Here is a 12,903-nt window from a genome sequence, read left to right as displayed (position 1 = left end):
CCACATCATAAAGTGAGCTGAATATTTTCTTCTTTCCTTGTCTATGATGTGAATACTGATAGACAAGGAGGTGAATCGCATGTTGACGGTACAACAAGCTGTATTTACAGTTGAAAGCTTAATCGGCAAAGTTCAACAACAAAAACAGCTCATTCATCAACTCGTTCAAGAAAATGAACATTTGCGTCACGAAAACAAACAACTACGCAAAGAAAATGAACAACTGAAGTACCGTGTTCAAGAGCTGGAAGCACGCACGAAAAAAAACAGCTCTAATAGCCATTTGCCCCCATCTTCTGACCGTTTTGCCAACACACGTTCTTCTCGTCAACCATCTGGCAACAAGCCAGGCGGACAAGAAGGACATCAAGGAACGACGCTCCGTCAAGTGGAACATCCACATCATCGTGTCGTCCACCGTGTGCATACGTGTCAAGGATGTGGGGTTTCTTTGCGTGACGTCAAACCGTTCAAAGTCGATATCCGTCAAGTGTTTGATGTCCCTCCTGTGGCGATCGAGGTGACACAACATGAACGTGAAGTGAAATCGTGTCCGCATTGTCGATGTGTTCAACAAGCCGAATTCCCATCCCATGTCACGAATCATGTGCAATACGGTCCACGGCTCACGGCGCTCGTTGTTTATTTACATCATATCCAATTGATCCCGTACAAGCGTTTAAGTGATACAATCGAAGCGTTATATCAACACTCGATTAGTACGGGAACTCTTGCCAATATGGTGAAACGAGGACGCGAAGCGCTGGAATCAAATATGGACGTCATCGAAGACGCCTTACTTGAATCCAACATCCTGCATGTCGATGAAACGAGTTTGCGCATCAATGGAAAACTCGCATGGGTGCATGTCGCGTGTACATCGAAATATACGTACTTGGCTCCTCACGTTTCTCATGGAAAGAAAGCGACCGATGACATCGGGATTCTTCCGCGATATCAAGGGACGATGATGCACGATGGGTTCGTTACGTATACGAAATACACACAAGCCATCCATGCCCTTTGTCACGCCCATCATTTGCGTGAATTGAAGGGTTTCATCGAACAAGGGCATATATGGGCATCGCGCATGACGACGTTTCTGTTAGCCGCCAAACAGGCCGTCGAAGCTCATCACGGTGCGCTTTCCGAAGAAGAAGCGAAACGATGGGAACGAGTGTATGATCGCATCCTAGAAAGAGCACAACACCGATTGGAAACGGCGACGCCTCTTCCGAAAAAAGCACTCGCTTTTGTTCGACGGCTTCAGAAACGAAAGGAAGAAGCGTTGCGTTTCTTACGTGAAGTGCATGTTCCCTTTGACAACAACCAAGCCGAACGCGATCTTCGCATGGTCAAAGTGAAAGAGAACATTTCGGGTACATTTCGCGAAGAAACATTCGCCCAGTCTTTTTGTATCACAAGAAGTATCGTTTCCACACTGACGAAACACGAAAAAAACGTGTGGGATTCGTTATGTCTTCTGTTGACAGGCGACACGCTCGATCGTGTTCTTTCTACCACTTAGGGCATTTTCTATTACGGGGATGCCCTATTTGTGTTGCGCTTCTTTACATACTACTATCGGGGTGAATAGTTACCATACAAAAATGTGAACGGAATTTGACAATAATCCATATTGAATCAAGACCTGAATCCGTGATGGTTGGAAATCAACTTTGATTTTGGTGTTAGTTCTATGGATATATGATCCATACATCCCTTTTTTTGATGATTCCCTGCACCACTTTCATGTTTGAAAACGAGATAAATCCTCTTTTATGGAGATACAAACCAAAAAAGAGACAAAAAAAGTACAGGGGGGAGTGATGGATATGAGTACCCGAACATCTGTTTGTTATCTTGCCTCTTTCCATTTTTGATACACATTCAGTAGGAGTATACTGTACCCACTCCTTCGCGTCAGTTTCATCCAGATCTGTCGTGATCGGCGGACGAGTCGACCTGCCATCGTGATCACCGTCTGAATGATCGTCTTGATGCGGCGGCGTTTCACTTTATGATGTAATGGATGTCTCGGATCGCTTAATAGATCTTGTCCAATCAGGCGAAGAAGGTTGTACACGAATGCTCCCATGACTAACACGAGCGCATTCGTTTTCATCTTCCCTGATGGAAGTCGCTCTAAATCTAAGTCGCTTTTCAGTTCGCTATGAAACTGTTCGCATGTCGCATGATCGTGATACAATGCGAGCACATCACTCATTCGAACATGCTCGTATCCTTCGAGGCGCACCCAGTAGCTTTCGACTTCGTAATCAGGAACGAGCATCAGCTGTCCATTTCGTTCCATCGTTCGTTCCGTCACTTGGGTGACTTGAACGTACGTATACGTGTGTCCATCGATTGCTGCTGTCTGTGGAAGGCATAACTCATACGTTTGTACTCCTTCTGTTTGTCCATCATCGACGCGTCTGCCCTTTTGCGAAGCGATCTGGAACCAAAGCGCTTTCGATTCTCGGCGTAAGTTTCGCTTGATGACAAAGTCCACGTCTTCCTTTAGACATACGTGCACATTCGCTTCCGCATCGTTCCCTGCATCCATGCGGACAAGCAGACGAGACGAGGTCAGCGGACGAGCTCGACGGATGGCGGTAGTTAAAAACGAAGGCATGTTGTCTTGTACATGTTGTTTCCCTGGACGCAGCTCGGCATGAACGATATACCCTTCCTTCCCTGCGTACGCAAACAACGGCGTAAAACCGTCAAATCCTTTATACGTTCGACTCACTCCTTCTTTTTTCGTATCGGAGTTATCAAATGGGGAAGCATCTATATCAAGGGGAAGCCATGTCGTTTTCCCTTTCGTCCAACAAGCGGACAAGGTAGCGTGTTGTCGAACCAACAGACGCATCGATTCCTCCCAAATGATGGTTTCGGTCATCGGGAGACAAGCGAGCTGATCGAGACGCTGTCGCAACGTTGGGGAGGAAGGTACGTGCCGAATGCCCATTGATGTCGAAAAGATATCGTCCTGACGATACGCTTCGATATGATCAAAATCCGTTTTTCCTGTGGCAAGCAAGCCGATCATCGAGCGAATGACGTCGCTATGGGAAATGTGCACATCTCGACGAACCGTTGGGAGCCGAAGTGCGTTTACTCGTTTATCCAGCTTCGTTTGGTGCAGTAAGTAGCCCACGAGAGCAAGCCCAGCACTTGGAGTAATCGCTTCATCTGTCAATACAAACCGAATCGGGAAATCTTTCATCACATTCACCTACTTGATGAAGAGTCGTCAACGTCGTTTTCCCTTATCGTATCAACGGTTTGCGACCATTGTAAAGATGTTTTGTCACGGATTCAGGTCAAGAGAAAAAATGTATTAAAATGAAAGAAATTTGAATCAATCAAACTACTAGGGGTGCCGGATGGCGATGGCTGAGAGGAAAACGCGCAATCAGTTTTCCAACCCTTTGAACCTGATCTGGTTTGTACCAGCGGAGGGAAGTAGGCTATGTTTTCAGTACGCAAACTAGTCGACTCTGTCCGACTAGTTTTTATTTTTTTTAGGGGGAATGAATGATGAATGTAGGACAATGGTTAACGCGTGTTAGGAAGGAGTCACCACTCGTACATAATATGACAAATGTTGTGGTGACCAATTTTGTTGCGAATGGTTTGCTTGCTGTAGGCGCATCTCCTGTTATGGCGTATGCAAAAGAAGAAGTAGCGGATATGGTTCGGTTAGCTCGTGCTTTAGTGTTAAACATTGGCACGCTAAACGAAACAGACGTAGAGGCGATGTTAATTGCCGGAAAAGCAGCAAATGAGGCAAACATTCCTGTCATTTTCGATCCTGTTGGAGCTGGTGCGACAGCGTACCGCACCGAAACAGCCAGACGTATATTACGTGAAGTAAACATTTCGATTTTACGTGGGAACGCATCGGAAATTGCGAGCATTGCGGGTGAACAAGTACGTACAAAAGGAGTCGATGCAGGAGACGTTCAAAGTGACCTCGTGGATGTAGCGAAAAAAGCAGCACTCATGTTTCGCTCTGTAGTTGTTGTCACAGGGAAAGATGATGTAGTAACCGATGGAGAACGTATTGTAATCGTCTCAAATGGTGATGCGATGTTAACGAAAGTAACCGGGACAGGTTGTTTGTTAAGTTCGGTATTAGGTGCATTTGCAGGTATAGGAGACGATATGATGATGTCATCAGTTGCTGCCCTCGCTTATTACGGTGTGGCGGCTGAAAAAGCAGCCAAACAAGCAAAAGTACCTGGTTCTTTTCAACTTTCTTTTTTAAATGCTTTACATGAAACGAGCGCAGAAGAAGTTGATCAATACGCGCGTATTCAAGGGGAATAAATGATGAAGCAGAAGCTATCGTTGTATTTCGTTATGGGAAGTATCGATTGTACGAAAGATCCGCTCGCTGTGCTTGATGAAGCAATTAAAGGCGGTATTACAATGTTTCAGTTTCGCGAAAAAGGAAAGGGGGCGCTTACGGGGATTGAAAAATACCGCTTAGCCGAGAAATTACTTGAACGATGCCGAATGTATAATATTCCTTTTATCGTGAATGACGATGTCGATTTAGCCCTCGCTTTACAGGCAGATGGCGTTCATGTCGGTCAAGAAGACGAAGTAGCTGAACGCGTTCGCGATCGCATAGGAGATAAATATTTAGGCGTATCTGTTCACAACTTAAATGAAGTAAAAAAAGCGCTTGCTGCTTGCGCTGATTATGTTGGATTAGGTCCGATTTTCCCAACTGTTTCCAAAGAAGATGCAAAGCAAGCATGTGGACTGACGATGATTGAACATATTCGTGCCCATGAAAAACGTGTTCCACTCGTTGCGATCGGTGGAATTACAGAACAAACAGCCAAACAAGTGATCGAAGCGGGTGCAGACGGAATTGCTGTCATTTCGGCCATTTGCCGTGCTGAACATATTTACGAACAAACAAAACGACTATATGAGATTGTCATGCATGCAAAACAAAAAGGCGACAGATGATGTCGTCTTTTTGTTTTGTTCTGTGCAGGATTTTATTCATATATGTCGAAAGAAAATAGCGAACAAACGAAAGAGGGGATGGAGAAGATGGAACATATCGTACTATCATACGAAAATCGCGTCGCAACCATTGAATTGAATCGTCCGAATGCGCTAAATGCCTTACATGAACAAATGTTAACAGAGTTGTTACAAGCGTTAAAAGAAGTTGAAGCAAGTGAAGCGGATATCGTCATCATTCGTGGGCGTGGCAAAGGATTTAGCGCAGGGGGCGACATTAAGACGATGTTGCAATCAACGAATGAACATTCATTCATTGAAGTGATGGAAACGATTAAACAAATAGCGATGACATTGCATCAATTGCCGAAACTAACGATTAGCTACATACATGGTGCCGCTGCAGGATTAGGATTTAGTTTAGCCCTTGCTTGCGATCATGTAATCGCAAATGAACAAGCGCGCGTTGCAATGAATTTCATTGGCATTGGTTTAGTTCCAGATGGTGGGGGACATTTCTTTTTAAATCGAAAAATTGGAGATGTCAAATCAAAACAAATCATATGGGAAGGAAAAATAATGAGTGCACAAGAGGCATATGAAGTGGGACTCGTTGATGAAATCGGTGATGAACAAGCGATTCAGCACAAAGTGAATGAATGGCTAGCAAAACCGATTCGTGCGATGATTGCGACGAAGCAGTTATATGCTCGTTTAAGCGAACAACAGTTGTTTAACACGTTACAAATGGAGACAGCGTATCAAGCGGAAATGCGCAAAACAAAAGACCACGAAGAAGGGATTCGAGCATTTTTAGAAAAGCGACGTCCGCATTTTAGCGGAAAATAAAAAATTTGCAAAACTTTCATGATTAATCACGCAGGAAACCCCTGCTTTCAAGCATGGGGAGGAATGCGTTTTTTTGTTTATTTTGAATGATTGTGTAAGCACCTAAGTACCATTCTGGAAACAAACCGATTCGGTTATGAACATTGCCGATCACTTTGCGACGAATAATATATTGCTCACCAATTTCCCCCGATACCATATCCATTAAATACGCGCGTAACGTTTGTTTTAAGCGATCAATCGTTGAATGATTATCAATAATGCGTCTTAAATGAGGCATTTGCCCAACTTGATCGTAAAACGCATTGACGATTCGTTCGACATGTTTAGCAAAAAGTGGGCGAATCGAAGTAAGTCGTTGTACATCTTCCTCTGTTAATTTGACGAACGCAACTTGTTGCTTCTGATCGCTTGAGGCGAGTTGGCGATAATATGTAGCAACATGTTCAGTGGTAGGAGAGCGAGAAGTTGTATTTTCTTTTTCTTGTTGGTGCTTTTTGCGAAAAAATTGCATGGCTCCACGTTCATTAAAAAGAGCATGAAACGGACATTTTGACATCGCATTCCCTCCAATTTTCATAAAAAATTCCCCAAAAACATTATATCATGTGCAAAAAAAGAAGAAGGAAAATTTTTATGTTATTTCCGAGGGAAGCGCAAAAAATGACAAAGTTTTCCCTGCTTGTCGAACAAAGAAGAACGAAGTAGAATGTTTATTTATGAACAATAAGAATAGAGGAGAGAGAAGCGATGAGTAAAAAAATTTTATATTTATTTTTTGTGCTAGTGGGAGCTATAGTTATCATTTTTGCCAATATGAAGCATAACATTTATACGTTCATGTAAAATAGGTATTTCCATTAGTACATGTATACCCCTTGATACATACGCTAGTAATGTAACGAAATTCAATACGAAAGGGGTATGAAATATGCATTGTCGCCCAAATATGATGCCGCCAATCGTTCATCCGACGAAGTGCTGTACACAACATCAAATACAAACAACGATTGTGCCGCACATTCATCCGTCACATACGACGTATGTGAACCATCATGTATTTCAACATCAACATTATTTTCCGCATACGCAATCTGTTGTAAACGATGTATCCCATCAACATGTTGTTTGTCCAGGGCCTGGTCCGTTTCCACGTCCATTTTAACCGAAGGCAATTCGCCTTCGGTTTTTTGTCGAAAAAAAGACGAACTTTGTGAAAATGAAAAATTGACAACGACTGCTTTTTTTGAAAGAATAGGTGTAGACATGGATAATTGAGGTGAGCAAACGTGCTTTCGGATCGCATCAACTTAACAGCAAAAGACATTCTTGAAAAAGAGTTTAAAATAAGCATGCGCGGATACAATCAAGATGAAGTTGATCGCTTTCTTGATTTAGTCATTAAAGACTATGAAACATTTCATCAAATGATTGAACAATTGCAACAAGAAAATGCAAAATTGAAAAGCCAATTGCAGGAGGCACAAAAACGTCAGCCATCTCAAACAGGGACGACGAACTTCGATATTTTACAACGTCTTTCCAATTTAGAAAAACATGTTTTCGGAAACAAACTTTACGAATAAATATTCCAACCTTTTCTATTGATTTGGCTTATCGTTTCGGATATACTAGCATATGCTTACATGAATCATGTTCGGGTAATCGCTGCGATGTGTATGCATCGTAGAGGAAAGTCCATGCTCGCACGGTGCTGAGATGCCCGTAGTGTTCGTGCCTAGCGAATTCATAAGCTAGGGCAGTCTGGCGTTGCGCTGGGCTGACGGCAGGGAAAGAGCCTACGTCCTTCAACGGATATGGCTCGACTACCTTTAAAGTGCCACAGTGACGTAGTCTTGCTGGAAACGGCAAGAGTGGAACGCGGTAAACCCCACGAGCGAGAAACCCAAATGATGGTAGGGGCACCTTCTCAAAGGAAATGAACGGAGAGAAGGACAGGCGTGCAGCCTGTAGATAGATGATTACCACCGAAGTACGAGGCGCAAGCCGTTTGCAGTACGACGGAACAGAACATGGCTTACAGAACATGGTTCATGGCACCACTCTCCTGCATTACGTCAGGGGAGTTTTTGTTTTGCAGACATGAGGGGAGAGCGTGTTGTGAAGAAACGGATGTCGACGTTGTTTGAAACAGATACATTTTTAGCTATTGCCTATACTATTATTCAAGAGGCAGATGAAGGAATAATTGTTACCGGTGAAAATGGGCATATTTTATTAGCTAATCCGGCCTTTGAAACGGTAACAGGCTATACACAAGAGGAAGTGCTCGGAAGGAAGACAAATATTCTTCGCTCCGGATTGCATGATCGTACGTTTTACGAAAACATGTGGGAAACGTTACGTGACCATGGGATTTGGAAAGGAGAAATTTGGAATAAAAGAAAAAATGGTGAATTGTTTGTTGAATGGTTAACGATTAAGGCGATTTGCGATGCTACTGGAAAACCGACGCATTATGTGGCCATTTTTTCAGATGTGACACAACATAAACGGACGATGGAGCAATTAGCACGGCTGTCAAATTATGACGTGTTGACCAACGTTCCAAACCGCCAACTATTTACAAAACGTTTACAACATTTACTTCATATGGCGCAACGTCATAACCAACAGTTAGCGATCTTATTTCTCGATTTGGACCGATTTAAATATATTAATGACGAATTCGGTCATTATAGTGGAGACATATTGTTAAAAAAAGTAGCCAATCGTCTAAAAAAGCTACTGCGCACGAAAGATACGTTAGCTCGCATTGGTGGAGATGAATTTGTTGTTATTTTGCCGAAATTAAAAGACGTTCAAGAAGCTGTTAGCATAGCAGAACAAATGATTGAATCATTACAAGCTCCTTTTCTATTACATAACAAAGATATATACATCTCGGCAAGCATTGGGATAAGCATGTATCCGAACGACGGAGATGATGGGGAAACGTTATTACGTCGTGCCGATCGCGCTATGCAAAAAGCGAAAGAAAGCGGAAGAAATCGTTTTGAACTATATACGGCTAAATTAGACTATCAAAGCAAAGTAGTGACGTTAGAAAATTATTTGCGAAAAGCGATTGAACGAAATGAATTATTTGTTTACTATCAACCGATTGTCAATATGAAAACGAAAAAAATTGAAGCATTAGAGGCGTTAATGCGTTGGAAACAACCGAATATCGGGTTCGTTTCTCCTGCGCAATTTATTCCATTAGCAGAAGAGACAGGATTTATCGTTCCAATTACGAAATGGCTGTTAGAACAAACGTGTATACATATAAAGGCGATACATTCGTTCGCTCCGCATATGAAAGTCGGAGTAAACATCTCAGCTGTCCATTTTCAACAAGATGATTTTGTTGAACAAGTATCACATATTGTAAAAGCGAACAATGTTCACCCACGCTTTTTTAAATTAGAACTGACGGAAAGTACGATTATGCCAAATGCAGAGGAATCTGTTCAAAAACTTGTACAGCTTAAACGGTACGGTTTTAAGTTGGCGATTGATGACTTTGGGACAGGTTTTTCTTCTTTAAGTTATTTGCATCGTTTCCCAATCGATATTTTAAAAATTGATCAATCGTTCATTCGACGTCTCTCCTTATATAGTGATGATGCGACGATTGTATCTACAATTATTATGATGGCACACAATTTGCACTTAGCTGTTGTGGCCGAAGGGGTCGAAACAGAGCAACAATATGAATTTTTAAATAAACAACAATGTGATATGGTGCAAGGATATTACATTGCTAAACCGATGCCAATCGACGAGGTACAACAATTTGTTCAAGAATGGGACGAATACATCAATGAAAGGTGAATGAATATGGGACAGATCACATTAATTGCTACTGCAGCAATGGGGCTTGAGTCGATTGTTGCAGATGAAGTGCGTGCGCTCGGGTATGATTGTCAAGTGGACAATGGAAAAGTGACATTTGTGGCGGACGAGCGGGCGATTTGCCGTACAAATTTATGGCTTCGCACAGCTGACCGTGTAAAGGTAAAAGTAGGGGAATTTCGCGCAACGACGTTTGATGAGTTATTTGAACAAACAAAAACGCTTCCGTGGGCACAGTTTTTACCGGTTGATGCCCAATTCCCTGTTGTAGGAAAATCAGTCAAATCAACATTGTTTAGTGTATCCGATTGCCAAGCGATTGTAAAAAAAGCGATTGTAGAACATTTAAAGCAACATTACGGTGTTTCGTGGTTTGAAGAAACGGGTGCGTTGTTTCGTATTGAAGTTGCTCTCCATAAAGATGTTGCTACATTAACGATCGATACGAGCGGGGTAGGGTTGCATAAAAGAGGATATCGCGTAAGACAAGGAGAGGCACCATTAAAAGAAACATTAGCGGCAGCGCTCGTTCGGTTGACGAATTGGATACCAGATCGTCCATTCGTTGATCCGTTTTGTGGGTCGGGAACGATTGCGATTGAAGCGGCGCTGATTGGTCAAAATATCGCACCAGGATTTAACCGCGATTTTGTATCTGAACAATGGAGTTGGATTCCACCTCATTTATGGGATGAAGCGCGGGAAGAGGTGGAAGATTTAGCACGCTATGATCAACCGCTACATATTGTCGGATTTGATATTGATCACCGCATGGTCGACATCGCGAAAACAAACGCACAAGAAGCAGGATTAGCAGATTTGATTACATTTAAGCAAATGCAAGTGAAAGATTTTCGAACGAAAGAGGAATATGGCGTCATCGTCGGCAATCCTCCTTATAGTGAACGATTAGGAGAAAAGGAAGAAGTAGAACAGTTATATCGAGAAATGGGAAAAACATTCGCTGCACTCGATACGTGGTCGATTTATATATTGACCTCTCACCGCCATTTTGAGCAATTGTACGGGAAGCAAGCAACGAAGCGTCGCAAATTATTTAACGGTTTCATTGAAACACAATATTATCAATTTTGGGGACCTCGTCCGCCACGTTCATATGACAAGCTGTCTCATTGACAGCTTTTTCTTTTCAACTTCATTGACATCTTTCTTTTTTTGGTCAATAATTAATGTTTGTGTACTTCGTTAAAATTAATGGAGGAGCTAAAAAGTATGAACAAATATCCGTTTGTATTAAATAAAAATGAGAATTTTTTTGATAAACTTAACGAATGGATCGGGGATGTATTTTACGATATTTTACCTGAAGCAGGTTTTGAATTGCGAGATGAACAAATTTTTATGGCATTTCAACTTGAGCGGGCATTTAAAGAGAAAAAAGTGATGTTTGCTGAAGCTGGAGTAGGAACAGGAAAAACGATTGTATATTTGCTTTATGCCATTTGTTATGCACGTTATATCGGAAAACCAGCCATTATTGCCTGTGCAGATGAAACGTTAATTGAACAGCTTGTAAAAAAAGAAGGAGATATTGCTAAAATTTCACGCGTTTTAAACATAAACATCGACGTTCGCCTAGCGAAATCGCCCGATCAATATTTATGTTTAAACAAATTAGACGATATATTGATGACGGAGGAAGAGGAATTATATGAACAAATTTTTGATGAATTGCCTTCATTTGTTCATGACCATGCTCCGCTTCAAACGTTTTACCATTATGGCGATCGAAAAGATTACGCTCACTTAAGCGATGAGCAATGGTCAAAAATTGCTTGGGATCCGTTTCAAGACTGTTTAGCGTGTGAAAAACGTCATCGTTGTGGGCAAACGTTATCGCGCGATTACTATCGCAAAGCGAAGGATTTAATTATTTGTTCTCACGATTTTTATATGGAACATATTTGGACGTATGAAGCACGGAAACGCGAAGGGCAGTTACCACTTTTACCTGAAGCGAGCTGTGTCATTTTTGATGAAGGGCATTTATTAGAATTTGCTGCTCAAAAAGCGTTAACATATCGCATGAAAGAGGCGACGTTAGAAACGTTGCTTTCTCGTTTATTAGAAAATGATATTCGCGAACAATTAGCTTACTTAATCGAAGATACATTAGAACTTAGTGCACGGTTTTTTGATGAGTTGATGAATCATGCTAAAGCGGTACCAGGATCCAATCGTCAAGAATTAATGTTCACTCCGTCTCTGTTACAACTAGCACAAACGTTACGAACAAAAGTTGAACAAATTGGAGACGAGCTCGTATTTGAGAGTGAGACGTATACGATCGACCATTATCAATTGAAAGTTGTTGATGAATACTTAGATCAAATTCACCATTCACTATATTTATTCATTCATAATCGGGATGCGATTACATGGCTCGAATCGTCGCTCGATGGCAACACGCTTGTTATTATGCCGAGAACGGTTCAAGAAGTGTTGCGCGAAAAAGTATTTTCTAAACGTATACCATTTATTTTTTCATCTGCCACATTATCCAATGAAAAATCATTTGATTATATGGCAAAAAGTCTGGGTATTGATGAGTATTTATCATTTCATGTTGATTCCCCGTTTGACTATGATGAACAAATGGCGATTTATATGCCGATATTTGAAAATAACGAACGCACATCTGAAAAGAAATACGCATACGCTATCGAAAAAATTCGGGAAACAAACGGGCGTGCACTTGTATTGTTCCCAACGCGCGAACAATTGAATGAATTTAAAGCTCGTGCACAACAAGAAGAAGGACTCACTTTTTTATTTGAAGGCGATCAAGAAATTAGCGAACTCGTTTCGCGCTTTCAAAACGAAGAGGAAACGATTTTATGTGCCCAACATTTATGGGAAGGATTAGACATTCCTGGTCCGTCACTAAGCAACGTCATCATTTGGGCGCTCCCTTATCCGCCAGATGACCCTGTTTTTCAAGCGAAACGAAAACAAACAGACAATCCATTTTGGGAAGTCGATGTTCCATACATGATTTTACGATTACGACAAGGGGTAGGCAGACTTATTCGCCAACGAGATGATCGGGGAATTGTATGTATTTTTGTGACAGACGATGAACCTATGCAAGTGATTGAAACAATAAAGCGTGTACTGCCGACAGACGTACATCAAAAATGAAGGAAATTTATAAGTATTGTAGAATAACAAATACAATGGAAT

General features: G+C 41.7%; 11 protein-coding genes, 1 other RNA gene and 1 riboswitch. Of the genes, 10 read left to right on the top strand and 2 right to left on the bottom strand.

What is annotated here, in order from left to right; genetic code table 11:
* Window positions 1-79: 79 nt before the first annotated feature.
* The gene (tnpC, locus tag NST18_RS07400) at window positions 80-1,528 is read left to right on the top strand and encodes an IS66 family transposase (RefSeq protein WP_340720647.1); all 1,449 of its coding nucleotides are present in this window, start codon (window positions 80-82) and stop codon (window positions 1,526-1,528) included.
* Window positions 1,529-1,858: 330 nt separating this feature from the next.
* Here the strand turns inward: tnpC and NST18_RS07395 are convergent, their stop codons facing one another.
* Window positions 1,859-3,232, bottom strand: coding sequence for an IS1380 family transposase (locus tag NST18_RS07395; RefSeq protein WP_088223305.1), 1,374 nt, complete (start codon window positions 3,230-3,232; stop codon window positions 1,859-1,861).
* Window positions 3,233-3,371: 139 nt separating this feature from the next.
* Window positions 3,372-3,487: riboswitch (TPP riboswitch) on the top strand.
* Window positions 3,488-3,543: 56 nt separating this feature from the next.
* Here NST18_RS07395 and thiM point away from each other — a divergent pair.
* From thiM to NST18_RS07380, 3 genes are read left to right on the top strand one after another with little or no spacing between them, the layout of a single operon-like run.
* Window positions 3,544-4,338, top strand: coding sequence for a hydroxyethylthiazole kinase (thiM, locus tag NST18_RS07390; protein WP_081253644.1), 795 nt, complete (start codon window positions 3,544-3,546; stop codon window positions 4,336-4,338).
* Window positions 4,339-4,992 (top strand): thiamine phosphate synthase, encoded by a 654-nt coding sequence (gene thiE / locus NST18_RS07385; protein WP_004890272.1) that lies wholly within the window; start codon window positions 4,339-4,341, stop codon window positions 4,990-4,992.
* A 42-nt stretch (window positions 4,993-5,034) separates the two neighbouring features.
* Window positions 5,035-5,841: an enoyl-CoA hydratase gene (locus tag NST18_RS07380; RefSeq protein ID WP_004890274.1), complete on the top strand. Its 807-nt coding sequence runs from the start codon at window positions 5,035-5,037 to the stop codon at window positions 5,839-5,841.
* A 22-nt stretch (window positions 5,842-5,863) separates the two neighbouring features.
* Here the strand turns inward: NST18_RS07380 and NST18_RS07375 are convergent, their stop codons facing one another.
* Window positions 5,864-6,400: a protoglobin domain-containing protein gene (locus tag NST18_RS07375; RefSeq protein WP_004890275.1), complete on the bottom strand. Its 537-nt coding sequence runs from the start codon at window positions 6,398-6,400 to the stop codon at window positions 5,864-5,866.
* Between the two features lie 372 nt (window positions 6,401-6,772).
* Between NST18_RS07375 and NST18_RS07370 the strand changes: the two genes are divergently transcribed.
* The 6 genes from NST18_RS07370 to NST18_RS07345 all read left to right on the top strand — a co-directional run bounded on the left by NST18_RS07370 (window position 6,773) and on the right by NST18_RS07345 (window position 12,861).
* A complete protein-coding gene (locus tag NST18_RS07370) occupies window positions 6,773-7,006 on the top strand; it encodes a CotD family spore coat protein (RefSeq protein WP_004890278.1) in 234 nt (77 codons plus the stop codon).
* A 124-nt stretch (window positions 7,007-7,130) separates the two neighbouring features.
* Window positions 7,131-7,427 (top strand): cell division regulator GpsB, encoded by a 297-nt coding sequence (gpsB, locus tag NST18_RS07365; RefSeq protein WP_004890279.1) that lies wholly within the window; start codon window positions 7,131-7,133, stop codon window positions 7,425-7,427.
* Window positions 7,428-7,494: 67 nt separating this feature from the next.
* Window positions 7,495-7,887: RNase P RNA component class B (gene rnpB, locus NST18_RS07360), an RNA gene on the top strand.
* A gap of 57 nt (window positions 7,888-7,944) precedes the next feature.
* The gene (locus tag NST18_RS07355; protein ID WP_340721310.1) at window positions 7,945-9,678 is read left to right on the top strand and encodes a putative bifunctional diguanylate cyclase/phosphodiesterase; all 1,734 of its coding nucleotides are present in this window, start codon (window positions 7,945-7,947) and stop codon (window positions 9,676-9,678) included.
* Between the two features lie 6 nt (window positions 9,679-9,684).
* Window positions 9,685-10,836, top strand: coding sequence for a THUMP domain-containing class I SAM-dependent RNA methyltransferase (locus NST18_RS07350; RefSeq protein WP_004890284.1), 1,152 nt, complete (start codon window positions 9,685-9,687; stop codon window positions 10,834-10,836).
* Window positions 10,837-10,932: 96 nt separating this feature from the next.
* On the top strand, window positions 10,933-12,861 hold the full coding sequence (locus tag NST18_RS07345) for an ATP-dependent DNA helicase (RefSeq protein ID WP_004890285.1): 1,929 nt from the start codon (window positions 10,933-10,935) through the stop codon (window positions 12,859-12,861).
* Window positions 12,862-12,903 lie beyond the last annotated feature (42 nt).

The organism is Anoxybacillus sp. FSL W8-0104, assembly GCF_038004465.1.
Classification (GTDB): Bacteria; Bacillota; Bacilli; order Bacillales; family Anoxybacillaceae; genus Anoxybacillus; species Anoxybacillus flavithermus_G.
This window is presented reverse-complemented; position numbering and strand designations above follow the sequence as displayed.